Raw genomic sequence first — 24442 nt, 5'->3', positions numbered from 1 at the left:
TCCGTCGCCAAGTTTCTGACAGGAGCGGCAACCAGGCGGACGGGGAAGCGTCCATGGACAGCGAGCCTCCAGTCGGTAGGATTCGCGTGCAGCCCTTGCCCCCTCAGCCCCCCTCGCGCCGCACATGACGATTCGCCGCCGCCTCCTGTCCGCCGCAGCGCTGCTTCCCCTCGCCCTGCTGTTGGGGGCCCAAGAACCGGTGCCAGGTGGTGCCACTCCCGAGGTACCGGCCGCGAGTGATTCCGGCGCTGTCGCTCCCGAGTCGGCGCTCCCGGCGAAGGACTCCCTCGTGGTCGCCTCCGGAGCCGAAGGGGTCGCCGACGGGGTCGGGGATGCGGGCCATGCGCCGGGGGCTCATGCCGGTGGTGGAGGCACCCTGGCATCCCCAGCTTCCATGGGTGGGGCGGATGGGGGGACGAGCCCGGAGGCCGACGCGGTGGCGGCCGCGGCGGTGCAGGGCGGGACGGATGCGGGGTTGGTGACGCTGGTGACGGTGCCGGGGCTGGTGCCTCCCGCGCCGGTGCCCTCGCGACTGACGGCTCCTCCCATGGCGAAGCTCCAGACGATGCCTCGCGCGGCGGACCTGCTGGCCCGGGCGAAGCTGCAGGGCGAGCGGTTGGTGGTGAAGGAGAAGGACGGCCACACGCGTGCGCTCACCGTGGACCCGGTGCTCCAGGCCTCGTTGACGAAGATCCTGCGGGACTACGAGGTGCCGTATGGTGCCGCCGTGGTGCTGGAGCCCTCGACGGGGCGGGTGCTGGCGCTCGCGGAGCACTCGCAGGCGCAGCCGGAGCTGCGCGGACTGCCCTATCGCGCGGTGTTCCCCGCCGCGAGCATCTTCAAGATCGTCACCGGCAGCGCGCTGCTGGAGGCCGGTGTCACCCCGACGATGGAGGAGTGCTTCCACGGCGGCAAGCGGCGGCTCACCGAGAAGCACCTGGAGGACAGTGAGCGCGATGGTGCCTGCTATTCGCTGGCGCTCGCGATGGGCAAGAGCGCGAACGTCATCTTCGCCAAGCTGACGCAGAAGCACCTCACCGCGGATGTGCTGCGTCGCATGGCCGCGCGCTTCCACTTCAACCGCGAGATTGATTTCGTGGTGCCCACGGACGTGTCGCTCGCCGCCGTGCCGGAGGATGGCTTCGCGCTGGCCAACACCGGTGCGGGCTTCGGAGATGTCTATATGTCGCCGCTCCACGGCGCGCTGGTGGCCGCGGTGGCCGCCAATGACGGGCGGTGGGTGGACCCCGTGCTGGTGGAGCCGGAGCAGGGTTCGCTCTTGCCTCCCGAGGGCGAGCGCGTGCTGACGTCCGAAGCGGCCAAGGCATTGACGGACATGCTGGAGGCGACCGTCACGCACGGCACCGCGCGCGGCATCTTCCGGGAGCGCAACTTCCGCGTGGACAACGCGGTGGGCAAGACGGGCACGCTCGCGGACCGCAATCCCTTTCGGGACTACTCGTGGTTCGTGGGCTTCGCGCCCCGGGACAACCCTCGCGTCGCGGTGGCCGCGCTCATCGTCAACGACCCGAAGTGGCGCATCCGTGGCACGTGGCTGGGCCGCGAGGCGCTTCGGCTCGGACTGGAGCGCGTGCCCGCGCCCGTGGAGCTGACCGCGCCGGCCTCGGCTGCGGGCAAGCACTGAGCTGACGCGAGGACCGAAGTGCGAAGCGCTTCACCGGCGCCAGGAGCCAGTCGGTGCTGGCCCACCGCACCACCAGGGACGACCCCTCGACGCGCTGCTACCTCGCGGTGAGCTTCACCAGTCCCATGTCCACGAAGCCGTGGAAGAACTTCAGCGCGTCCAGCTCCTGCAACGGCGACACGTTGACGATGGCGGCGATGTCGCGGCGCCCGTCGACGCGTGAGAGCAGGTAGCGCTCGGGCGCGGTGAGCTGGAGCGTCTTCAGGTGCGACGGCGCCACCTGGAGCGCTGGCACCTTCGAGGCATCCATCAGCTCCCGCCGCAGCTCCTTCAGCAGCTTCTCCTGCGCGGTCTTCAACAGCGCCGCCGAGCGGGGCGACGGAGACATCTCGTGCGCCTGTCGCGCCAGGGCCTCGCCGTCGCGCACGTTGCCCGCATCGATGAAGAGCTGCGCCGCCTGGAGCACCTCGTCCGACGACGACTCCGAGCCGATGACGCCCGCGTCCTCCGGCTTCTCCTCCTCAATCACCGCGGACGTCACGGGCACCGGCGCCTCGTCCGACACCTTCACCGCGTCCAGTCGGTAGAGCGCGTACAGGCGCTGGTAGAGGAAGAAGTCCGTGGCGTGAAGCGCCCGGGCCAACCCATCGATGCTCAGCCCGTCCTGGATGAGCTGGACGATTCGCTCGTCCATGCTGCCGGGCTTGCGCTCGGGCAGCTTGCGTTCATCCACGGACAGCCGCACCCCGCCGGAAGGGAACACCGCGCGGATGGCCTCCCACGCCGTCTCCCGGAACTCGCCCTCGCGGTGGATGTCCATCAGGTCCACCTCGACGTCGAGGCCGGCGATCTCCGGCGCCGTGTCCGATGCCTCGAAGGTGAACTCGCCTTCCCGCCAATGGAAGGCATCCAACATCATCTCCCGGAACTTGTGGCTCAGCGTCGAACGCGCCGTCGCCTCCTGCACCACCCCCATCGTCACCAGCACCTTGCCCAGGAAGACTCGCGTCTGGGCCTGCGTGCCGAACGCCTTCTCGAGCTGGGCCTCCGTCACATGCCCCATGGTGATGAGGAATTGACCGAAGTACTCCCGCGGCTGATTGGAGCTGGCGCAAATCACCTGGCCATCGCGGAGGACCCATTGCTTGCGGACCTCCCCACGCTCCACCTTCAGCGAGCCGGTGGCTCGACGGTTCCCGAGGTAGACGACGAGGTCCTTGAGGGGCATCGTCGGTAAGTCACCAGTCAGACCGCGCATCGACCGTCCATCCTGCCCGCCATGAGAGTCGAGATCTACTCGAAACCCAAATGCTCCCTCTGCGACAAGGCCGCCGACGTCGTGGACGCCGTCCGCGCTCGCATCCCCTTCGAGCTGAGGCTCATCTCCATCCTGGAGGACCCGGCACTCTTCGAGCGCTGGCGCTACGACATCCCCGTGATCGTCATCAACGACGTGCCCGCTTTCAAACACCACGTCACGGAGGCCGAACTGGAGGCCCGGTTGCGTGAGGTCCAAGGTGGCATGTCCATTGCTAAAACCGGTGCCCAAGATGGGTAGCCGAGTGCCCTTCCCTTGGAATTCCGGGGGGATGAAGAGAGCGGGGAAGGGCTTGGGACTGTAATTCCGGGCACGTGCCGGGGGAGTGGTGGAGAAAATTCTGGTGGGGAGGCTGACGTGGTGGGCGTGAGACGCAAGCGGGTGGGGAAGGCGGCGCAGCCGCCCACCGTGCTGCTCATCGAGCCGCGGGCGGACGACCTGGAGCGGAACCGGATGCTCCTCGGGGAGGCCGGCTTCCGGGTGGTTCCGGTGACGCGCTTCGACGCGGCGGTGCCGCTGTTCGAGGTCATCCGTCCGGACGCGGTGCTGCTGGCGGTGCAGGCGCCGGATTATGGCGCCGTGCAGGTGGCGAGGAGGCTGCGGCAGATCAGCCGGGGCACCGTGCCGTTGCTCTACATGGTGGACCCGCACGACGTGGGGGCCTACCAACACTGTCTGGAGAAGGGGCAATGCGTGGACGTGGTGCCACGCTCGGGCAGCGGCTCGGAGCTGGCGGTGAAGCTGCACGCGCAACTGCGGCTGAAGGCGGCCGTCCTGCGGGCGGCGTCAGGTGAGGAAGAGGACACGGCGCTGGCGCTGCATGACCCGGTGACGGGCCTGTACAACAAACCCTTCCTGCTCTCGTTGCTCGGGCTGGAGGTCCGCCGGTGCGAGCGGTATGGCGGGTCCTTCTCCGTGATCTCCGCGGAGGTCGGTGGCTGGAGCTCGATGCGCAAGGAGTACGGGCGCGGCATGGCGGAGCGTCTGCTGGTGTACAGCGCGGTGGTGCTGGGGCAGACGGTGCGGGAAGCGGACGCGGTGGCCCGGGTGGACGAATGCCAGTTCGCGTTGATGTTGCCGGGGACTCCGGCGGAGGCGGTGCCGGTGATGCTGTCGCGGGTGGCCGCGCGCTTCGAGTCGGCGCGTTTCCAGGTGGACGGTCGGGTGGTGCGCACCACGCTGGAGCTGGGGGCGGTGAGCTTCCCGGACACGGTGGGGACGCCTCAGCAGCTTTTGAACGCGGCGCAGCAGGACATGCGGCGCACGCGTGAGTTTCGTCGGATGACCGGGTCCATGGCCCGGCTCTCGGTGTGAGGATGGGCGGAGGTTCGATGCAGAGGGCGAGCGGAGGCGAGGGGATGGATCGGATCGCGGTGCTGGTGGTGGATGACGAGGAGTCGGTTCGCACCTTCATGTCCGAGTTGCTCGGCAGCGCGGGTTATCAAGTGCGCTCGGCGGGGAGTGGCGCGCAGGCGCTGGAGATGCTCGCGGGGGGCTCGTTCGACGCGGTGTTGCTCGACGTCGTGATGCCGGAAATGAGTGGCCTGGAGGTGCTTCGTCGCTACCGGGCCCAGGGGGGTAATGCCCCCGTCGTCGTCCTCAGCGGCCTGACGGGCGCGGATGACGCCGTGCGCGCCATGAAGATGGGCGCCACCGACTATCTGTCGAAGCCCCTGGGCAACGACGAGCTGCAGGATGCCCTGGCCCGTGCGCTCGGCACGCGCGTGCCGGACCGTCAGGTGGTGCCTCCACCCCTGGCTCCGCGTCCGGCGGCGGACCCCGCGGGGGATGCCCGGGTGCTCATCTCCTCGTCTCCGTCCATGCGACGGGCACGGGCGCTGGTGGAGCGCATCGCGAACGAGAACGTCCCGGTGCTGCTCCTGGGCGAGTCCGGCACGGGCAAGGAGGTCATCGCGCGGGAGATTCACGCACGCAGCCAGCGTCGCGGTCGGCCGTTCATCAAGGTGAACTGCGCGGCGCTTCCCGGCGAGCTGCTGGAGAGCGAGCTGTTCGGCCACGAGCGCGGCGCCTTCACGGGGGCCACGGCGGAGAAGCCCGGCAAGTTCGAGCTGGCGGACCAGGGCACCATCTTCCTGGATGAGATTGGCGAGATGGCCATCCGCCTCCAGGCCAAGCTGCTCCAGGTGCTCCAGGACGAGGAGTTCTTCCGCGTCGGTGGCAAGAAGAGCGTCCGTGTGGACAGCCGCGTGGTGGTGGCGACCAACCGCGACCTCGAGAAGGAGATCGCGCTCGGCAACTTCCGCGAGGACCTCTACTACCGCCTCAACGTGGTGGCCATCCGCCTGCCGCCCCTGCGCGAGCGTCGCGAGGACGTGGTGCCGCTGACGGACCACTTCCTCAAGAAGTACGGCCGCCAGTACATCTCTGGCATCGCGGAGCTGCCCACCGAGGTGCTCCAGGCCTTCGCGGACTACGACTGGCCGGGCAACGTGCGCGAGCTGGAGAACATGGTGCGCCGGCTGTGCGTGCTGAAGGACCCGACGCTGGTGCTCGACGAGCTCAACGCGGCGGGCCGCTCTCCGGCGAGCGCGCCGTCCCTGCCCACGTCGTACGCAGGTGACGACAGCGGCTACAACCACCGCGCGGTGGAGGAGCACGTCCGCGCGCCCGCGTCCTCGTCCGTGCAGGTGCTGGAGATGCCCTCTCGTGGCGTGTCTCCCACGACGGCGGCGGCGCACACCCAGGCCCATGCGGGCGCGGTGATGGAGCCGTTGAACTCCGTGATTCCGGCGCCGCGCTACATCAATCCGTTCGATGTGCCGCAGCCTCCGCCTCCTCCGCCTCCGGCCGGGGAGCCTTCGCTGAAGGACATCGGCAAGCGCGCGGCGATGCTGGCCGAGCGCGAGGCCATCCTCGCCATGCTCCAGCGCACCGCGTGGAACAAGCGCCGCGCGGCCGGCAAGCTGCGCATCAGCTACAAGGCGCTGCTCTACAAAATCAAGGAGTGTGGAATCATCGACCCGCGCTCCAGCGCGGAGCTGTAGCCCGACGTCACGGCTTGCCATCGCCCCCCGGCTTTCGCTATCGCGGGGGGCATGACAACGCCCCTTGTCCTTCTGGGCTCTGGTTACACGCTGACGCGGCTCGCGGTGGCGCAGGCGCAGGCGGGACGAGAGGTCCTCGCCTCCACGCGCGACACCGCCCGCCGCGAGGAGCTGACACGCGCGGGCGCCCGCGTCGTCTCGCTGGAGGACGCACTCCTCCAGACGCAGGGCGCGCACGTGGTCGTCTCCGTTCCACCCGAGGCGGGGCTGGATGGCGCCATCGCCAGCGCGCTCGTGGCCCGGCCTCCCGCGCGGCTCATCTACCTGTCCTCCACCGGCGTCTACGGCATTGCCCGCGGCGAGGTGGACGAGGACACGCCGGTGGATGTCACCTGGCCTTCGTCACTCCCTCGGCTGGAAGCGGAGTCGCGCTACCTGCCGCTCGGCGCCATGGTGCTGCGCATCGCGGGCATCTACGGCCCCGGGCGCGGTGCCCACTCGCGGCTGCTGTCCGGCAACCTTCGCCTTCCCGAGAAGGGAGGACGCATCTCCCGCGTGCACGTGGACGACCTGGGCGCGGCCATCCTCGCCGCGCTGGAGCAGGGCTCGCCTGGCGCGCTGTACTGCGTGGCGGATGACCGGGCCGCTCCGCTGGAGGAGACCGTCACGTGGCTGGCGCATCGGCTGGCCATGTCGGTCCCCCCGCGGGTGCCCCTGGAGACGCTGCACGAGTCCCTGCGAGGAGACCGCGCCATCTCCAACGCGCGGCTCAAGGAGCTGGGCTGGCTGCCTCGCTACCCGGACTTCACCGTGGGCTTCGCCGCGGTGCTGAAGGAAGAAGGCCGCACGAGCGGGGAGGGCGACATCGTCATCCGCCCCGTGTTTCCCGACGAGGTGGAGGCCTTCCGGGCGATGCGGCTGCGCTCGCTGACGGAGCACCCGGAGGCCTTCGGGTCCTCGTTCGAGGAGGAGTCTCAATTCGGGCTGGAGGTGTTTCGCGGGCGGCTGGAGGCGACGGATTCGCAGCGGGTGCTGGGCGCCTACGACGGGACGCGGCTGGTGGCCGTGGTGGGCGTGCGGCGGGAGCCTCGTCTCAAGTCCGCGCACAAGGCCTTCGTCTGGGGCATGTACGTGGCCGAGGAGGCGCGCTCGCGCGGTGTCGGCCGACGACTGCTCGTCGCCATCCTGGCAGAGGGCCGAAAGCTCCCCGGCGTCGAGCAGCTCCTGCTGGCCGTCGTCTCCGGCAACGCAGCCGCCCACACCCTGTACCGGTCCGTCGGCTTCCAGACATATGGCGTGGAGCCTCGGGCCCTGAAGATCGGCGGGGCCTACGTCGACGAGGAGCTGATGGTCCTCACGCTCTGAGCTGGCCCCGGACGCACATCGTCGCACCCGGGCCTGGCGCTTCGTATCGGGCCCGCGACGTCCGGTTTGTTTGCGCCACTTGGGATGGGTGGGTGACAGATCCACGACGCCCGGGTGTTCCAGGCAGCGGAGGACGCGTCGCTGGCCTGGGTGGCCGTGCCGACCGCGCTGGAGGCTTCGTGAGCATGGCCCTGTGCACCCCTGACTGGCTGCTGGAGCGAATCGCCCTGGGCGAGCTGCCCTCGGACGCGTTCACCGCCGCCCGCGCCAAGCTGGAGCAGGAACCGCACGGGCTCGCGCGGCTGGCCCGGCTGGAGACGGACTCGGTCGAGACGCTGGCCCGCCACCCTCCCGAAGCGGTGGCCCGGGAAGTGGCCCGTCGGCTGCGGACCTCCGCGCACATCGAAGCCCACTTGGCGCGGCAGCCGGAGCGCCAGGGCTGGCACGGGCTGTCGATGGGCATGCCGGTGGCCGCGTGCCTCGTGCTGCTGTTCCTGTCCACCCAGCAGGAGCTGGCCGTGGAGCCGCCCTCGCTGGTGCCCGTGCATGTCGAGCTGCTGGAGACGGTGGGCATCAAGGGCGATGCGCGGCTCATGGTGTACCGCCAGGACGAAGGCGAGGCGGAGCTGCTGTCGGACCACTCGCCCGCACGGCGTGGAGACCTGCTCCAGCTCAGCTATATCTCTGGAGGCCGCCGCCACGGCGTGGTGGTCTCCGTGGACGGACGAGGCGCTGTGACGCTGCATCACCCCACCACGTTGGTGGGACCCACGAAGCTTCAGTCGGGAGACGCGGTGTCCTTGACGCATTCCTATGAGTTGGACGACGCCCCGGGTTTCGAGCGCTTCTTCCTCGTCACCGCGGATTCACCGCTGGATGTGAGCAGCGTGCTGGAGGCAGCGCGCCTGCTGGCTCGTCACCCCACCGAGGCAAGCACCCGGCCGCTCCCGCTTCCGGGTACCGTGGCCCAGACCTCCTTTACGTTGGAGAAAGTGCCGTGATGCCGCGGTCGCTCCTGTTCCTGTCCCTGCTTCTTCCCTCGCTCGTCCTGGCGGCTCCCGCCACGCCCGCGCCCGTCGCCGTCCGCCGCTTCGCGCTGTTGGTAGGCGTCAACGATGGTGGCCCTGGCCGCGCGCGGCTCCGCTACGCCGTCACCGACGCGAGCTCCTTCGGCAACGTGCTGGAGGAGCTGGGCGGGGTGTTGCCGCAAGACCGGCTGATGATGCTGGAGGGAGACCGCGCGGCGCTGGAGCAGGCGCTGGCGCGCTTCAAGGCCATGGTCGCCGCGGCGAAGTCGCCCGGCTCGCGCACCGAGGCGCTCATCTACTACTCGGGCCACTCGGACGAAGAGGGCCTGCTGCTGCACAAGGACCGCTTCGGCTACCGCGAGCTGCGCCAGGCGCTGGAGCAGCTCCCCGCCGACGTGCGCATCGCCATCCTCGACTCCTGCGCCTCCGGCACGCTGGCGCGGCAGAAGGGCGGCGTGCGCCGTCCCGCCTTCCTCGTCGATACGTCCTCCGCCGTGCGCGGCCACGCCATCCTCACGTCCTCCTCCGAGGACGAGGTGTCGCAGGAGTCCGACCGCATCGGCGGCTCGTTCTTCACGCACAACCTGGTGTCGGGCCTGCGCGGCGCCGCCGACTCCACGGGCGACGGGCGCGTCACGCTCCACGAGGCGTACCAGTTCGCCTTCCACGAGACGCTCGCGCGCACCGAGCGCACGCGCGCCGGCGCGCAGCACCCCGCCTATGACATCGAGCTGGCCGGCACGGGCGAGCTGGTGATGACGGACCTGCGCACCACATCCGCCGTGCTGGTGGTGGGCGAGGGCGTCGAGGGGCGCCTCTACGTTCGCGACGAGCCCGGGCGCCTCGTCGTGGAGCTGAACAAGCTGGCCGGCCGCGCCACGGAGCTGGGCCTGCAGCCGGGCCGCTACACGGTGATGCGCGAGTCGCGCGGCGCCTCCTCCCAGGCGGTGCTGATGGTGGGCGACGGCGCGCGCACGGTACTGGCCGATGCCGCCTTCGTGCCGGTGATGGGCGAGCTGACCGCGATGCGCGGCGGCGCTCCTCTCGCGGGCGCGGGTTCGCAGCCGATGGTGATGCCGATGGACGGCTCGGGGCGCCCCTATCGCTTCCTGAACCTGGGGCTCATTCCGAAGCTGCAGACCAACGACCTCTTCGGCCCGAATGGCGAAGTGGACAACGCCCTCTCCGTGTCGCTGGGCGTGGCGAGCCTCGGGCGGCTGAATGGCTTCGCGGTGGCGCTGGGCGCGAACTGGAACTCGGCCTCCATCCGCGGCGTGCAGATGGCCATCGGCGGCAACGTGGTGCGCGGCGAGGTGAGCGGCATGCAGCTCGCCGTGGGTGGCAACTGGGCCAGCGGACGGGTGGGCGGCGTGCAGGCCGCGGTGGGCGTCAACGTCGCGCGACAGGGCGGAACGGTGGGGCAGCTCGCCGTGGGCGCCAACGTGTCCAGCACGTCCATGTCCGGCCTGCAGATGGCGGTGGGCTCCAGCTGGGTGGATGGCGACTTCGACGGCTACCAGGCCGCGGTGGGCCTCAGCATGGTGCGTGGCAACATGTCCGGCGTGCAGATGTCGGCGGGCATGAACTGGGCCGACTCCGCGCGCGGCGCGCAGCTCTCGCTCATCAACATGGGCGGTGACGTGGAGGGCATGCAGCTGGGCCTCATCAACATCGCCGGGAAGATGAACGGCGTGCAGTTGGGCCTCATCAACGTGGCGCGGAATCTGGAGTCCGGCGTCCCGGTGGGCCTCTTGAACATCGTGCAGAACGGCCAGTTCCACGTCGAGGCATACGGCAGCGACGTCAACTTCGCCAACCTCGCGCTCAAGGTCGGCAGCCGCTACCTGTACACCACGCTCGTCGCGGGCGTGGGCTCGGTGACCAACTCGCGCGGCCCCAGCCACTGGACGATGGGCGTGGGCATCGGCGGGCATGTGCCGCTGACCGAGCGCTTCTTCTTCGACGTGGACGTGGTGACGAACAGCATCCACGAGTGGGGCGGCTCGTTCGAGGACAACCGGCTCTTGCACCAGGCCCGGTTGATGGCCGGCTTCCAGCTCGCTTCCCGCTTCGCCATCATCGCGGGTCCTACCTTCAACGTCATGCACACCACGGACGGTGAACCCGTCACCGCGCTGAGCCAGTTCTCCAAGACGACCGACCGGGACATCCTGTTCTGGCCCGGTGTCCAGGTGGGCCTGCGCCTCTGACGGGCCGTCCGGAGTGGAGCGGATGGCTCCCATCAGCCGGACGAACTCGAAGAACCCCAGAACGCCTTTCCACCGGGTGCTTCCCGGTGAGAGGCTGGCCGAACGGCCGTTGGCATGGCCGGGCAACCCTTGCCCTGGGGGCACGATGTCCAAGTTGCTGTTCGCGGCATTCAACGAGGGCGCCAAGCTCTCGATGACCGGACAACATGACGCCGCGATCTCCGCCTTCGACAAGGTCCTCGCCGTGGACCCGAAGCACTTCCCGGCCCTCACCGCCAAGGGCTCGTCGCTCGCCCTCCTGGGCCGCACCGAAGAGGCCCTGCGCTGCTTCGAGCGCGCCATCGAGGTGGACCCCTCCGCCGCGGACCCGCATCGCGACGCCGCCCTCTGTCAGCTGGAGCTGGGCGAGCCCGAGGCCGCCGCGGAGTTGATGGAGCGCGCCGTCCAGCTCAACGCGGACCCCGGCTATCGCGAGGCCTCCGCCATCGAAGTCTACGAGCGGGGCAATGCGCTGCTCACCCGGGGCCCCCGCCGCCCCGACAAGGCCCGTTACCGGCAGGCTCGCCACACCTTCGAGCTGGCGCTGGAGCTGTCCCCCGCCTACGTCGAGGCAGCCAAGGCCCTGGCCGACGTCTGGGAGCACCTGGGCGACACCGCCCAGAGAGACCACTACGCCCAGCTCGCCCTCCGGCTGCGGCCCGTGACGGGCTGAGCAGACGGCGGGACGGGGGGACGCGCCCTCCGACGCGGCGACTCGCTCGCCTTCGCGAGGAGGATGCCCCTTCGCGGACGCATCGCCGCGTTTGCGCTGTTACCCCTCCGCGCGGTCGTTCCGCGCTATAATTCAAGATTAGTCCGACAACACTGCCCGGAGAACCCAGAAGATGATTGTCATGCTCGAGCCGGACTCCCCCGAGTCCGTGGTGTCCGCCGTCCTCCAAGTCGCCTCCCAGTACAAGGGCGTGACGCCCCGTCCCCACGTCATGGCGGGGGCTGAGTACACCGTGACGGAGGTCTATCTGCTGGGCCCCACGGCGCAGGTTCCGACGGAGGTCTTCGAGCAGATTCCAGGCGTGCGGCAGGTGGTGCGCGTGTCGCAGAAGTACCGCGTCATCGGCCGGCACAAGGGCCAGCGCGCGTCGACGGGCTTCGACTACAACGGCGTGACGTTCGACGAGAAGAGCGTGCAGTTGTTCGCCGGCCTGTGCGCGGTGGACACGAAGGAGAACGTGGAGTCGATGATGGCGGCGCTCGCGCGCTGCGACATCCGCACCACGCGCATGGGGGCGTACAAGCCGCGCACCAACCCGTACGAGTTCCAGGGCCTGGGCGCCGCGTGCCTTCCGTGGGTGTTCGAGTCCGCGGGCAAGCACGGCATCAAGGTGGTCGCCATGGAGGTGACGCACCCCCGGCACATCGACGAGATTCGCGACGCGCTGGAGCGCTCGGGCAACGCCACGGGCGTCATGCTCCAGGTGGGCACGCGCAACGCGCAGAACTTCGAGCTGCTCAAGTCCATTGGCCAGCAGCGCATCTTCCCCGTGCTCTTCAAGCGCGGCATGGGAATCACCCTGGAGGAGTCCCTCAACGCGTGCGAGTACATCGCGAGCGAGGGCAACCCGAAGATTGTCTTCTGCCTTCGCGGCGTGAAGACGCACCTGGGTGACCCGCACCGCAACATGGTGGACTTCGCCCACGTGCCGGTGGTGCGCCGGCTCACCCGCATGCCCGTGTGCGTGGACCCGTCACACGCCATCGGCCGCGCGGATGCTCCGCCGGACGGCCTGCCGGACATCTTCCACTCCATTGGCCAGGGCCTCATCGCGGGCGCGTCCATGGTGCTGGTGGACTTCCACCCGCACCCGGAAGCGGCGCTGTGCGACGGCCCGCAGGCGCTGCGGCTGGAGCAACTGGCGTCGCTCCAGCGCTACACGCAGATTGTCCGCGAGGCGTACCTGTCCGTCGTGAAGAACGGCGACGGCAGCCAGCCCACGACGGCGTAGCCGCTTCAGGCCACGCCGTAGCTGCCGAGGACTCGCAGGGTGATGCAGGCCGCCTGGGCGGCTTCCACCGCCTCGCGCACCCGCGGGTCCTCCAGCGCGCCGTCCACGTCCAGGCACCACACGTACTCCCACGCGCGGCGCTGGGGGCGGGACTCAAGGCGGGACACCTCCAGCCCCCGTCCTGAGAAGGCCCCCAGCACGCGGTACAGCGCGCCGGGCTCGTTCTGGACGGTGAAGGCCAGCGCCGTCTTGCGCCGCTTCCACGCGCGCGGCGGCGCGGTGCCCACGGTGATGAAGCGCGTGTGGTTGTCCGGCGAGTCCTCCACGCCTTCCTCCAGCACCGTCAGCCCATACAGCTCCGCGGAGACGCGGCTGGCGATGGCGGCCGTGCGCGGCGGGGCCTCCTTGGCGACCTTGCGCGCGGCGATGGCCGTGTTGGCCTCCGCCACCGGTTGGATTCCGCGCCGCCGCAGATAGCCCGCGCACTGCGCCAGCGCCTGGGGATGCGACAGGACCCGCTCCACGTCCTCCAACGCGAGGCCCGGCGGCGCCACGAGGCAGTGGTGGATGCGCAGCGACAGCTCGCTGGAGACCTCCAGGTCGTGCTCCAGGAGCAGGTCCACGTTCTCCACCACCGGTCCGCCCAGTGAGCTCTCCACGGGGAGCACGCCCGCTTCGACGCGGCCCTCGGCCACCGCCTCGAAGACGGCGCGGAAGGTGGGGTAGGGGACGGCTTCCACGTCCGGGCCGTAGAGCGCGCGCAGCGCCTCCTCGCCGTAGGCGCCGTGTTCTCCCTGGAACGCGACGCGGCGCCGCTGGGACGACGACGGCTCAGCCATGGCTCCCCTCGGCGCGGCCATACGTGCCCAGCACGCGCAGGAAGGACGTCAGCGGACGGATGTCCTCCAGCGCGGCCGTCAGCGGCGCGGAGGCGGCGTGGCCCTCCACGTCCACGTAGAAGCGGTACTGCCAGGGGCTGCCCGGAATGGGGCGCGACTCCAGCTTGCTCAGGTTGACGCCGCGCAGGGTGAGGCGCTGGAGCATCTCCCCCAGCGTGCCGGGCTTGTGCTCCAGCACCATCAGCAGGGACGTCTTGCACGGCACGCCCGGGGCCAGCGGCGTGGCCTCGCGGCCCACCTCCACGAAGCGCGTGTAGTCGAACTCCGGCTGCAGCTCTCGCGCGAGCACCTCCAGGCCGAAGCGCTGCGCGGCCGTCTCGCTGGCGATGGCGGCGACGGTGAAGTCATTGCGCTCACGCACCTTCTGCGCCGCGCCGCCCGTGTCGGCGTCCGGCACCGCGCGCGCCCACGGCAGCTTCTCGCGCAGGAAGGCCTCGCACTGGGCCAGGGCCTGCGGATGCGAGAGCACCTCGCGCAGCGTCTCCAGCTTCGCGCCCGGCAGACCCAGCAGCCGGTGGTCCACCTGACTCACCAGCTCCGCGGTGATGACCACGCCGCCCTCGGCGAGCAGGTCATATGTCTCGTTCATGCTGCCGGCGGTGGTGTTCTCAATGGGCAACAGGGCCAGGTCCATCTCCCCGCGACGCAGCGCCTCCACCAGCTCTCGCGAGTGGTCGAACCCGGTGAGCAGCACGCCCCCGGCGCGGCCCGAGTAGCGGCGGCGCGCGGCCAGGTGGCTGTAGGAACCCTCGACGCCCGGGTAGCCCACGCGCAGCGGCGTCGTGTCCAGCCGCGTGACGAGCGCCTGCTGCCGCGCGACGGACATGTCGATGACCAGCCGCCAGAAGCGCTCCACTTCATGCGGGTCCAGACCGTGCTCGGCCGCGCGGGTGCGGATGCGGCGCAAGAGGAGGTCCTCGCGGCGTTGGTCCCTGAACGGCGCGGCCGTGGCCAGCTTGGAGCGGGCCACGTCATCCGCCAGGTCCATGCGGCGGCGGAGCGCATCGAGGATCTCCTCGTCGATGTTCTCGATGGCCGTCCGCAGCGCGTCCAGGTCCAACGGTGAGCTCATCGCGCGGTCTCCGCGAGCTCCCGGGACATGAGGTGATGCGCGCCGATTCCCGGCAGCTCGAACGGCTCCCCATGCGGGACGAAGCCCAGCGAGCGGTAGAAGCCCGAGGCCGTCGACCGCGCGTTGCACCACAGCTGCGTGCCCTTCTGTGTCACGGCGTGCTCCATGCAGGCCTTCAGCAGGGCCGCGCCCAGGCCCTGACCCTGTCGTCCCTGCTCCACGGCCATGCCCCGCAGGCGCCACGCGGTGATGGCCTTCAGCGCGTAAGGTGGCGGCTCCCGGTACAGCGAGGCCACTCCAAGCAGGCGGCCTTCCGCATACAGGCCCAGGTGGAGGGTGTCCTTGTCGTCATCCCCTGGATAGACGACGGCCTCGGGCGGCTGGTGGGGGCGAAGCACGGCGCGGCGCAGCCCGCGCGTCTCCGTGGCCGGAATCCGGCGGATTTCTGATGAGCTCACGAATTCGAGTATGCCGGTTTCCGACCTCGTGCGTCCTCATTCCGTGGAAGCCGTCGAGGAGGCCTTTGCACCGTGAAGGGTACCGTCATCCTGGAGGAGCCTGGAAATCCAGCGCGCGCCGCGGCCGCGTGGGATTTCGACGCGCTCCTGGAGGCGGAGCAGGCCGTGCTGCTGCGGCTGGCGCGAAGGCTGGTGTGGGACGGGGAGGAGGCGAGGGACCTGGTGCAGGCCTCCCTGGCTGATGCCTATGAGAAGCGTCATTCGCTGAAGGACGCGAAGGCGGGACCCGCATGGCTGCGGCGCATCCTGGTGTCCCGCGCGATGGGCCACCTGAGACGGCGGCGCGTGTGGAACGTGCTGCGCGAGGCGCTGGATTGGGGCACGCCGCTGGCGCTCTCCCCCGAGGAACAGTTCGTCGGCGCGGAGAAATGGCGCGCCCTGGGCCACGCGGTGCGGGCGCTCCCCGCGCAGCAATCCACGGCCTTCACGCTGCGCTACCTGGAGGGTCTGGAGTTGGATTCCATCGCGGAGGCCATGGGCATCGGACGCGGCACCGTCCGCATCCACCTGTATCGCGCGCTCAAGAAGCTCAAGGCCGAACAGGCCCTGGAAGGAGACTCGCCATGAGATGCCACGACGTGGCCACCGTCCTCCTGGAGTCCTCGCCGCCGTGGGCTCCGGAGATTCGGGTCCACCTGGAAGGCTGCGAGGATTGTCGCGCGCTGGCCCGGGGACATGCCTCGGCGTCCGGGCTGCGTCTGCCCCAGCCTCCGCCGCTGGCCCCGGTGCCTCGCGAGGCCGTGCTGCGCGAGGTGCACCGTCGCAAGGTGCGCCGCCGTATCGCCGCGGGCGCCGTCGCCTCCTGCTGTGTCGGATTGCTGACGTGGCTGTCGGGCCCGGGCGCTCCTTCGCCGGAGCCTCATGACTTTCAGGAAGAGCACGCCGAGGTGTTCGAGCCCGGCACCGCGCCGCATCCCGAGCTGGGCCTGCGGCGCGCCGAGGGGCCGGACGACGTCGACCTCGACTCCCTGGCGCGGCTCGTTCGCGAAGAGCGTGGCTCGCTGTCGTGGCTCGTCACGGAGGTGCGCGGCTACTCGCGCCGGGACGTGGTGGCCCGCGACGACACCTACAAACCTTTCGGGACGATGGCCGCCTGGCTGCGTCCCCCTGATTCCCGCGCGCTGGAAACCCCGCCGTTCCGAACGGCGGTCCTCTCATTCGATTCACAGGAGTCGTTGCCATGAAGAAGACACGCATCACCGCGCTGCTCACGGCCGCGCTGGCCCCGCTGCTGCTGTCGCCCACGTCCGCCCTGGCCCAGCCGGACGATGACTTCGTCCTCCACCGCGCGGCGCCCGGCGCCACCGTGATTCACGACGGGCCCGGCGGCGGCGCGCTGCCTCCCGGACAGTTCCCCGCCGCCGCTCACGGCATCCCCCCGCACCTGGTGGAGAAGCTCGGCGTGCCCCGCGAGGTGGCGAAGCAGGTGCAGGAACTCACGTTCGACGCCAACGAGGCCATCATCCCGCTGGAGGCGGACCTGAAGCGGGCGCAGCTCCAACTCGAGCGACTGCTGAGCGCTGACTCCACCGACGAGAGCGCCGTGCTCAAGCAGGTGGAGGAGGTGGGCCGCGCGGAGACGGCGGTGCGCCGCAACCGTCTGGGATTGATGGTCCGCATCAAGCGGCTGCTTGGACCCGAGCTGTGGCGCAAGCTGGAGGCGGAGATGGGTTCGGTGCGGATTCACAAGCGCATCGAGATTCGCAAGGGTCCTCCGGGAGACGATGGGCCCGGCAGCCCGCCGCCGCCCCCGCCGCCGCGCAAGCCGTAGCGTTCCGGACAGACGCGGGCCCATTCGACCTACCCCTCCAAGGTGTCGCGGATGGGCCCGCGTATCCTGGGCGCCATGGCCAACCCGCCGGACCATGAGCGTCAGCTGGAGGAGGATGCCGCCCAGCTTCAACGACTGGGATACGCGCAGCAGCTCTTGCGTGGCATGGGCGGCTTCTCCAACTTCGCCGTCTCCTTCTCCATCATCTCCATCCTCACCGGAGCGGTGACGCTCTACGGCCACGGGCTGCGCTTCGGCGGCCCGCTGGTCATGGGCGTGGGCTGGCCGCTCGTCGCTGTCATGACATTGGCGGTGGCGGCGAGCCTCGCGCAGCTCGCGTCGTCCTTCCCCACCGCGGGCGCGCTCTACCACTGGGCCGCGATGCTCGGCGGCCCCCGGGTGGGCTTCTTCACCGCGTGGCTGAACACCCTGGGCCAGTTCGCCATCACCGCCGGCATCGACTACGGCCTCGCCGAGTTCCTCGCGGACATGCTCGGCTGGCCTCGCGAGCGCATGTCGGTGCTGCCTCTCTACGCCGCCATCCTCCTGTCCCACGCGGTGCTCAACCACGTGGGCGTGCGAGTCGTCGCGTGGCTCAATGACTTCTCCGCCTGGTACCACGTCGCGGGCGTGGCGGTGCTCATCGGCGCGCTCGCGCTGTTCGCTCCGAAGCAGGACGCGGGCTTCCTGCTCACGCGCTTCAGCTCGGAGACGCCTTGGTATGCCTATGGTTTCCTCATCGGCCTGTTGCAGGCGCAGTGGACCTTCACCGGCTACGACGCCAGCGCGCACATTTCAGAGGAGACCCGAGATCCCACGCGCAACGCCCCCTGGGGCATCTTCCTGTCCGTGGCCGTCAGCGCCGTGGCGGGCTACCTGCTCCTGGGCGCGGTGACGCTGGCCATCCAGGACCTGCCGACGACGGCCGCCGCGGCCAATCCGTTCCTGTACGTGCTGACGCAGGCCCTGGGGCCCGCGCTCGGTGGCGCGCTGGTATGGGTGGCCATTGGGGCCATGTGGTTCTGCGGCCTGTCCTCGGTGACGTCCAACTCGCGCATGCTGTTCGCCTTCGCTCGGGACAACGGACTGCCCGCGTCGAAGTGGCTGGCCCGGGTGTCGCCGCGCTTCCGGAGCCCCGCGGTGGCGGTCTGGGTGTCCGTGGCGGGCTCGGGCGTCGTCGCGCTGTGGGCGGAGGCGTACGCGGCCATGGTGGCCCTGAGCACCCTGGCGCTCTATGCGTCATATGCCTTGCCCGTCTGGGTGGGCTTCCGCGCCCGCCGGGCCGGCACGTGGTCCCACCGGGGGCCCTGGGATTTGGGCCGCGCGTCGCCGTGGATCAACGGCGTGGCGCTGGCGTGGAGCGCGGTGGTGATGGTGCTCTTCGTCCTGCCACCCAACCAGCTCGCCGGCTACACCTTCGCGGGCGCGCTGGTGCTGCTGGGGCTGTACTGGGCGCTCGTCCAACGCCACACCTTCACGGGGCCGCAGGTGACACTGCTGCGGCCTCCAGCGGCCACGGCTACTTCGGCAGCGCCGTCTTCCCCATCTTCAGGATGAGCTTGAAGTGCGCGGCGGTGACGGGCGCCACGCTGAGCCTGCTGCGGGTGACGAGCGGGAAGTCCTTCAGCGTGGCGGTGGCCTTCACGGTGGCCAGGTCCACGGCCTGCTTGAAGGGGATGACGGCCGCCACCTTCACGGAGGCCCAGTCCTCCTCGGGGGCCGTGGAGTCGGGCGTCGCCGAGGTGAGGACCTTCGCCACCCCCACCACGGCCTTGTCTTCATTGGAGTGGTAGTAGAGGCAGAGGTCGCCGGGCTTCATCGCCCGCAGGTTGTTGCGCGCCTCGAAGCTGCGGATGCCCGTCCACTCCGTCTGCTGGTCCTTTTCGAGCTGCGCGTACGCGTAGACCGACGGCTCGCTCTTGATGAGCCAGTACTGGGGGTTCGCCATGGCGGCGCACCATAGAGCAGGAGCGGGTGGGGTGGGGCACCGGAGAATCGTGCGGAAGCTTCCAGCCTGCGTTACCAAGAAACGCCTATTTCGAGAGGGAACGGATGGACCTGGATTTGAAGAACAAGGTTGCGCTGGTGAGCGGCTCCACGGCGGGCATCGGCCTGGCCATCGTCGAGGCCCTGGCCCGCGAGGGCGCCGAGGTCATCGTCAACGGACGCACGAAGGAGCGCGTGGACGCGGCCGTCGCGGAGGTCCGCCGCAAGCTGCCCGACGCGAAGCTGCGCGGAGTCCCGGGGGACCTGGGCACGAGCGAGGGCGCCGCCCAGATGGTCAAAGCCGTTCCCCATGTGGACATCCTGGTCAACAACCTGGGTGTCTTCGAACCCAAGCCCTTCGAGGACATCTCCGACGAGGACTGGCTGAAGACCTTCGACGTCAACGTCATGAGCGGCGTGCGGCTGTCCCGGCACTACCTCAAGGGCATGCGCGAGAAGAACTGGGGTCGCATCGTCTTCATCTCCAGTGAGTCGGGCGTGCAGATTCCGGTGGAGATGGTCCACTACGGCGTCACCAAGACGGCGCAGATCGCCGTGGCGCGCGGCATCGCCGAGGGGTTGTCGGGGACGAACATCACCTCGAACTCCATCCTCCCCGGCCCCACGCGCTCGGAGGGCGTGGAGGAGTTCCTCAAGAGCCTGTCGAAGCAGCAGGGCGTGGACGTGGCCACGGTGGAGCGCGAGTTCTTCAAGAGCGCGCGGCCGTCGTCGCTGCTCCAGCGCTTCGCGCGCGTGGACGAGGTCGCCTCGCTGGTGGCCTTCGTGTGCAGTCCCCAGGCGTCGGGCATCAACGGCTCCGCGCTGCGCGTGGACGGCGGAGTGGTGCGCGCCATTCCTTGAGGTCGTCCCCTCGCCAGGGTTGACGTCCGGAAGACAAAAGGCCCGATGTCCTCGCGGGCATCGGGCCTTCTACTGACATCTCGAGTCGAAACGTCAGGTCTGGTTCGCCATGCCCCGCGTCGTTTCCTCGGCCGTCTTGCCGCTCATCAGCGCGCTGCTCGCGTAGAGGGCCAGCCCCACCACCCCCAGCGCCGCCGCTTCCGTCTGGGTCGCGAAGGCGACGCCCATCCACGTCATCACTCCGGTTCCCATCGCGAACGCCGCCGCCACCGCCCCCGCTGCCTTCCTCATCCGCTCGCTCCCTGTCTGCCGGGCCAGGGGCCCGTTGTGGAACCAAAACTCCTCTCCCTCAACAGTCTTCAATTCGCGTGCCGCGCACACACCGTGCGGAAAGGGAAGCCACGTGCCCCGCATTGGGAAAATGTCTTCCATCAACGGGTGGAACCCTGTCGAAAACACCAGCCCACCCCCCCGTCCGATGCCAGTAATTCTTCCCGGAGCGGGCGAGCTTGATCCGCTGGGCATTTCGTAACCCACGGAGAACCATGGGTTTTCCCTCCCAGGGTTGGATGGCACACCCGCTGCTATGGCAACCGCGCCGAGTAGGACGTGAACGGGCCCCGCGGGTGCGGGACTCCGAAAGACATCCGCAGCGACGAGGGAGAGGACGATGGGCAAGACGAGCGCGGGGTTCTGGACGGTGTTGGGAGTGATGCTCCTGGGCGGGTGTGCGCACCAGCCGGCGGTGAAGGTGGACAACTCCGAGCAGCCCTACCGCATTGGACGGGAGGATGTGCTGGACGTGGCGGTGTGGCGCGACGCGGAGCTGTCTCGCACGCTGCCGGTTCGCCCGGATGGCTACATCTCCATGCCGATGGTGGGAGAAGTGCTGGCGGCGGGCAAGACGCCGACGGAGCTGGCCGAGGCATTGAAGAGCAGCTTCCAGCCGTATGTGCAGGAGCCTCGCGTGACGGTGATTGTCCGCGAGGTCAACAGCAGCCGCGTGTTCGTCACCGGCGAAGTCACGCACCCCGGCGCCTATCCGCTGCGCGGCCGCGTGTCGCTCATCCAGGCCATCGCCCTGGCGGGCGGCTTCACCGACTTCGCCAACTCCGACGGCATCGTGGTGATTCGCAGCGACGGCAACGGCGGGCAGATTCCGGTGCGCTACAGCGACCTCATCTCTCCCGACGGTGGTCAGGACGTCATCCTGCGGCCCGGTGACACCATCGTCGTGCCGTGAAGCAGCGACTGAGGCTGGGTGAAGAGTCCATGGACGGTGGGTGGCGTAGGCGAGGGAGGACGACGGTGAAGGGCACCTGGAAGAAGTGGCTGCTGACGGGCCTCATGCTCACCGCGCCGGCCGTATCGGCGGCGACCGTGTGGGAGCCTCGGCTTCGCATCTCCGCCGAGGAACGTTACGACGATGACCTGCGCCTGGGCGCGGGCGCCACGGGCGGCCAGCTGATGACGAAGCTGTCGCCGCGCCTGGGAGTGGAAGGGCAGGACGAGCGGCTCAACCTCAACAGCTACTACGCCGCGGACGTGCTGATGCGGCACGGCTCCGGCAAGGTGACGCTGGACCACCGAGGCGGACTGGAGCTGCGGCACCTCTTGTCGCGGCGGCTCCGGGTGGACACGAACGTGCGCGTCTTCCGCGTCACGGACCCCACCTCGCTGCCTCGAGACGGCCTGGCTCGCTCGACTTCGCCCACGTTCTTCACGCAGGCCCGGCTGGGGCTCACGGCCCGGGCGTCGGAGCGGGTGGACGTGCGCGTGGCCTATGGAATGGAAGTGGTGCGCATCCTCGAGAACGGTCAGGAGCCGGGCTATGCCCACACGCCGTCGCTGGAGGTGATGTTCCGCACCACGCGCCGGCTGACCCTGGGGATGGAGTACCGCTACCAGGGCTTCTTCTACGACAACTCGCTGGCCCAGGCGCATGGCGCGGCGGCTACGCTGCGCTACCGCCTGACGCGGCCCACCACGTTCATCGCTCGCGGTGGACCGGTGCGCTACCTGGCCCCGGATGGCCAGGAGGGCGGGTGGGTGCCTCGCGTGAATCTGGAGCTGGCGCGCGAGGGTGAGTGGTTCGACCTGGGCGTGGCGGTGGGGCACGACCTGGTGGGCGCCAGCGGCTTCGCCACGGCGCTGTGGGCGGACTACGCGTCGCTGATGCTGGCGCGCAGGTTCGACCACCGGTTCTCGGCGTTTGGCGCGGCCAGCTTCTTCCGCAACGGGCGAGCGCCCTCGCGGGACTGGACGACGTTTGGCAGCACCCCCCTGGTCTCCCAGGGGTACGCGGTAGGTGCAGGGGTGGAGTACCGCTTCAACCGCCAGGTGGCGGCTCAGGGAGCGGTGGACAGGATTGCCCAGGTGGGCGTGGCGGAGTCGGCGGGCGCTGCGGGAGATCTGACGCGCAACGTTTTTGCTGTCCGCCTCATCGTGACGGCGTGGTGACAACACGTGAGTGGGTTGGTGGAGGAGCGGATCATGGAGCGTGGGATGACGGCGGACCAGCTGTTGGCCTCTCTCTGGCGCCGCAAGGCGTTGGTGGGAGCCATCACAGCAGCGGTATTCGCGGTGGGAGCGGCCATCGTGATGACGCGGCCGAGCATGTACGAAGCGTCGGCGGTGGTCCGCGTGGAGCCGCAGCGGCCAGGGGAAGACATGGTGCAGCGCACGGTGAGCGAGCTCATCGAACAGCGACTGCTCACGGTGCGCCAGGAACTCATGGCACGCCCCGTGCTCCAGAAGGCCATCGAGGAAATGAACCTCTATCCGGACATCGTGTCCGAGAAGGGCATGGAGTCGGCAGTCGCGCAGATGCGCAAGGATTTGCAAGTGCGCGTGGAGGGTGAGACGGCGTTCGAAATCACCTACGCCAACCGCGACCCGCAGGTGGCCGCGCAGGTGGCCAACCGGTTGCCCACCATCTTCTCCGAGGAGACGCTGAAGCTGCGTCAGGCGCAGGCGGCGCGCGCCACGGACCTCTTCAACGAGGAGATGGGCAACATGGGCAAGGCGGTCTCCAACTGGGAGCGGAAGATTGCCCAGTTCAAGGTGGACCACCTGGGTGAGCTGCCCGAGCAGATGGAGATGAACATGCGAGGGCTCGAGCGCGTGTCGCACGAGCTGCAGACGAAGTCGGAGGAGCTGCGCGTGGCGGAAGCGCGTCGCTCGGACCTGGCTCGGGCTCGCAACGCGGTGGACAGCGAGGCCGGTCGGCTGGAGTCCGCGGAGAGCGGGCTGACGCGGGCCCTGGTGAATGCCAAGACGCAGTGGACGGATGACCACCCGGAGGTCAAGCGCATGCAGTCCGAGCTGGAAGGCATGACGACGCGTCGCAAGGAGGCCGAAGGCCGCCTGTGGGCGGAGCGTGCCGAGCGCGGTCGGGTGGCGGGCCTCATCGAGGCCATCCAGAAGGACATCGTCGACCTGCAGGGCAAGGCGGAGGCGTACCAGTCCCGGCTGAACAACACGCCGAAGTGGGCGCACGAGCTGGGTGTCATGAACCGCGACTACGAAATCACGCGCACCAAGTACCAGAGCGTGGTGAGCCGCAAGGTGGAGGCGGAGATTGCCCAGGAGCTGGAGGCCAAGAGCTCCAAGAGCCTGTTCAACGTCATCTCCCCCGCGGGTGTGCCGGTGACGGCGGCGCGGCCGGACCGGATGTCGGGGCTCGCGATTGCACTGCTGGTGGCGCTGGGTCTGGGCGTCCTCACCGGTGCGATGCTGGAGATGCGTGACGACAGCCTGCGCGATGGCACGGAGGTTCGTCAGCGCCTGACGCTGCCGGTGCTGGCGGTGGTGCCGGACATGCAGGGCAAGACGGAGCGGCGCGTGCTGATGCCCTCCCAGGGCGGGCGCAACAGCGTGTCTTCCCCCAACTCACTGAACTGACACCCACAGGAAAGGACGGAAACCGAACATGGACCAGACGATGGAGCGGGCGGGCAACTTCCTCCCCCGCGTGGATGAGAACGCGACGAACCCGAACGCGGTGGACCGGCGGGTGGTGACGCTCACCGCGCCGGCCTCGGCGGCGGCGGAGCAGTACCGCAGCCTGTATTACCGGCTGGAGCGGATGCGGGAGCTGCGGCCCATGAAGGTCGTGGCGCTGACGTCGGCGATGCCCGGTGAGGGCAAGACGGTGACGAGCGTCAACCTGGCGATGGCGGCGGCCCGGGCGAATCCGGACCGGCGCATCCTCCTGGTGGACGCGGACCTGCGGCGCGGCGGAGTGGCGGCCACGCTGGGGGTGCGCAACAAGACGGGCCTGGCGGAGCTGTTGTCGGGCGAAGTCGAGGTGCGGGACGTGGTGCGTCGCTTCGCGGCCACGCGCCTGGCCCTCATCCCCGCGGGCGCCACGCCGGAGGATCCCTCGCAGGTGCTGGCGAGCCCTCGGATGAAGCAGTTCCTCAAGGCCGTGCGCGAGGGCTTCGACGAGGTGTACATCGACCTGCCGCCGACGCTGCCGTTCGCGGACGCGGCCATCCTGGGCCACCAGGTGGACGGGGTGCTGATGGTCATCCGCGCCAACGTCACGCCGGGCAAGACGGTGCACCAGGCGGTGGAGCAGCTCGCCGGCGCGCCCGTGCTGGGGTGCGTGCTCAATGGCGCGGAGGTGCACGCGACGCCGTACCTGAAGAACTACGAGAAGCAGAAGTAGCCAGAGGGCGGTGACCTCCGCCCCTCCTCTCCGGAAACGGGAGTGGGGCGGAGGTGAGGATTCCAGGGGGCGGTCGTGAGTCGGGCGGG

At 69.6% G+C, this 24442-nt stretch carries 24 protein-coding genes; 18 read left to right on the top strand and 6 right to left on the bottom strand.

From position 1 onward, the window contains the following. Positions 1-124: 124 nt before the first annotated feature. Positions 125-1645, top strand: coding sequence for a penicillin-binding transpeptidase domain-containing protein (locus tag HUW62_RS24375; protein WP_176435763.1), 1521 nt, complete (start codon positions 125-127; stop codon positions 1643-1645). 97 nt (positions 1646-1742) lie between these two features. Here HUW62_RS24375 and HUW62_RS24370 read toward each other — a convergent pair whose 3' ends face one another. Then, a complete protein-coding gene (locus HUW62_RS24370; protein ID WP_176435762.1) occupies positions 1743-2903 on the bottom strand; it encodes a DUF4388 domain-containing protein in 1161 nt (386 codons plus the stop codon). A gap of 21 nt (positions 2904-2924) precedes the next feature. Between HUW62_RS24370 and HUW62_RS24365 the strand changes: the two genes are divergently transcribed. The 8 genes from HUW62_RS24365 to HUW62_RS24330 all read left to right on the top strand — a co-directional run bounded on the left by HUW62_RS24365 (position 2925) and on the right by HUW62_RS24330 (position 12574). Further along, positions 2925-3203, top strand: a complete 279-nt coding sequence (locus HUW62_RS24365) for a glutaredoxin family protein (RefSeq protein WP_163870602.1) — start codon at positions 2925-2927, stop codon at positions 3201-3203. Between the two features lie 120 nt (positions 3204-3323). Further along, positions 3324-4277: a diguanylate cyclase gene (locus tag HUW62_RS24360; RefSeq protein WP_240357122.1), complete on the top strand. Its 954-nt coding sequence runs from the start codon at positions 3324-3326 to the stop codon at positions 4275-4277. Between the two features lie 44 nt (positions 4278-4321). Further along, entirely contained in the window at positions 4322-5968 is a 1647-nt protein-coding gene (locus HUW62_RS24355; RefSeq protein WP_163870601.1) for a sigma-54 dependent transcriptional regulator, read from the top strand. Between the two features lie 51 nt (positions 5969-6019). Next, positions 6020-7333, top strand: a complete 1314-nt coding sequence (locus tag HUW62_RS24350; protein ID WP_176435761.1) for a GNAT family N-acetyltransferase — start codon at positions 6020-6022, stop codon at positions 7331-7333. Positions 7334-7518: 185 nt separating this feature from the next. Continuing rightward, on the top strand, positions 7519-8334 hold the full coding sequence (locus HUW62_RS24345) for an ActD protein (RefSeq protein WP_176435766.1): 816 nt from the start codon (positions 7519-7521) through the stop codon (positions 8332-8334). Beyond that, the gene (locus HUW62_RS24340) at positions 8334-10571 is read left to right on the top strand and encodes a caspase family protein (protein ID WP_163870599.1); all 2238 of its coding nucleotides are present in this window, start codon (positions 8334-8336) and stop codon (positions 10569-10571) included. The genes HUW62_RS24345 and HUW62_RS24340 overlap by 1 nt, the downstream gene beginning before the upstream one ends. 145 nt (positions 10572-10716) lie before the next feature. Next, positions 10717-11283 (top strand): tetratricopeptide repeat protein, encoded by a 567-nt coding sequence (locus tag HUW62_RS24335; RefSeq protein WP_163870598.1) that lies wholly within the window; start codon positions 10717-10719, stop codon positions 11281-11283. 172 nt (positions 11284-11455) lie between these two features. Further along, the gene (locus HUW62_RS24330) at positions 11456-12574 is read left to right on the top strand and encodes a 3-deoxy-7-phosphoheptulonate synthase (RefSeq protein ID WP_163870597.1); all 1119 of its coding nucleotides are present in this window, start codon (positions 11456-11458) and stop codon (positions 12572-12574) included. 5 nt (positions 12575-12579) lie between these two features. Here the strand turns inward: HUW62_RS24330 and pheA are convergent, their stop codons facing one another. From pheA to HUW62_RS24315, 3 genes are read right to left on the bottom strand one after another with little or no spacing between them, the layout of a single operon-like run. Continuing rightward, positions 12580-13413 (bottom strand): prephenate dehydratase, encoded by an 834-nt coding sequence (gene pheA, locus HUW62_RS24325; RefSeq protein WP_163870596.1) that lies wholly within the window; start codon positions 13411-13413, stop codon positions 12580-12582. Next, positions 13406-14545 carry a bifunctional chorismate mutase/prephenate dehydratase gene (locus HUW62_RS24320; RefSeq protein ID WP_163870595.1) on the bottom strand — a complete coding sequence of 380 codons (1140 nt, stop codon included), beginning with the start codon at positions 14543-14545 and terminating at the stop codon, positions 13406-13408. Before HUW62_RS24320 ends, pheA begins: the two co-directional genes overlap by 8 nt. Further along, positions 14542-15003: a GNAT family N-acetyltransferase gene (locus tag HUW62_RS24315; protein WP_163870594.1), complete on the bottom strand. Its 462-nt coding sequence runs from the start codon at positions 15001-15003 to the stop codon at positions 14542-14544. The genes HUW62_RS24320 and HUW62_RS24315 overlap by 4 nt, the downstream gene beginning before the upstream one ends. A gap of 72 nt (positions 15004-15075) precedes the next feature. Between HUW62_RS24315 and HUW62_RS24310 the strand changes: the two genes are divergently transcribed. From HUW62_RS24310 to HUW62_RS24295, 4 genes are read left to right on the top strand one after another with little or no spacing between them, the layout of a single operon-like run. Beyond that, the gene (locus HUW62_RS24310; protein WP_163870593.1) at positions 15076-15630 is read left to right on the top strand and encodes an RNA polymerase sigma factor; all 555 of its coding nucleotides are present in this window, start codon (positions 15076-15078) and stop codon (positions 15628-15630) included. After that, a complete protein-coding gene (locus HUW62_RS24305; RefSeq protein ID WP_176435760.1) occupies positions 15627-16247 on the top strand; it encodes a hypothetical protein in 621 nt (206 codons plus the stop codon). The genes HUW62_RS24310 and HUW62_RS24305 overlap by 4 nt, the downstream gene beginning before the upstream one ends. Continuing rightward, entirely contained in the window at positions 16244-16834 is a 591-nt protein-coding gene (locus HUW62_RS24300; protein WP_163870591.1) for a periplasmic heavy metal sensor, read from the top strand. Before HUW62_RS24305 ends, HUW62_RS24300 begins: the two co-directional genes overlap by 4 nt. A gap of 51 nt (positions 16835-16885) precedes the next feature. Beyond that, entirely contained in the window at positions 16886-18391 is a 1506-nt protein-coding gene (locus tag HUW62_RS24295) for an amino acid permease (RefSeq protein ID WP_255203613.1), read from the top strand. Here HUW62_RS24295 and HUW62_RS24290 read toward each other — a convergent pair. Continuing rightward, on the bottom strand, positions 18354-18782 hold the full coding sequence (locus HUW62_RS24290) for an EVE domain-containing protein (RefSeq protein ID WP_163870590.1): 429 nt from the start codon (positions 18780-18782) through the stop codon (positions 18354-18356). The two genes, HUW62_RS24295 and HUW62_RS24290, sit on opposite strands and share 38 nt — an antisense overlap. Before the next feature lie 104 nt (positions 18783-18886). On the opposite strand from HUW62_RS24290, the gene HUW62_RS24285 reads away from it, so the two are divergent. Next, positions 18887-19681, top strand: coding sequence for an SDR family NAD(P)-dependent oxidoreductase (locus HUW62_RS24285; RefSeq protein ID WP_163870589.1), 795 nt, complete (start codon positions 18887-18889; stop codon positions 19679-19681). 93 nt (positions 19682-19774) lie between these two features. Here the strand turns inward: HUW62_RS24285 and HUW62_RS24280 are convergent, their stop codons facing one another. After that, the gene (locus HUW62_RS24280) at positions 19775-19972 is read right to left on the bottom strand and encodes a hypothetical protein (RefSeq protein ID WP_163870588.1); all 198 of its coding nucleotides are present in this window, start codon (positions 19970-19972) and stop codon (positions 19775-19777) included. A gap of 379 nt (positions 19973-20351) precedes the next feature. On the opposite strand from HUW62_RS24280, the gene HUW62_RS24275 reads away from it, so the two are divergent. The 4 genes from HUW62_RS24275 to HUW62_RS24260 all read left to right on the top strand — a co-directional run bounded on the left by HUW62_RS24275 (position 20352) and on the right by HUW62_RS24260 (position 24353). Continuing rightward, positions 20352-20924, top strand: coding sequence for a polysaccharide biosynthesis/export family protein (locus HUW62_RS24275; protein WP_163870587.1), 573 nt, complete (start codon positions 20352-20354; stop codon positions 20922-20924). Between the two features lie 65 nt (positions 20925-20989). Further along, positions 20990-22141: a hypothetical protein gene (locus HUW62_RS24270; protein WP_176435759.1), complete on the top strand. Its 1152-nt coding sequence runs from the start codon at positions 20990-20992 to the stop codon at positions 22139-22141. A 33-nt stretch (positions 22142-22174) separates the two neighbouring features. Continuing rightward, positions 22175-23584, top strand: a complete 1410-nt coding sequence (locus HUW62_RS24265) for a Wzz/FepE/Etk N-terminal domain-containing protein (protein ID WP_163870586.1) — start codon at positions 22175-22177, stop codon at positions 23582-23584. Positions 23585-23612: 28 nt separating this feature from the next. Further along, positions 23613-24353, top strand: coding sequence for a CpsD/CapB family tyrosine-protein kinase (locus HUW62_RS24260; RefSeq protein ID WP_163870585.1), 741 nt, complete (start codon positions 23613-23615; stop codon positions 24351-24353). The last annotated feature ends 89 nt before the right edge of the window (positions 24354-24442 follow it).

It is taken from the genome of Myxococcus sp. AM011, assembly GCF_013372595.1.
GTDB lineage: Bacteria > Myxococcota > Myxococcia > Myxococcales > Myxococcaceae > Myxococcus > Myxococcus eversor.
This window is presented reverse-complemented; position numbering and strand designations above follow the sequence as displayed.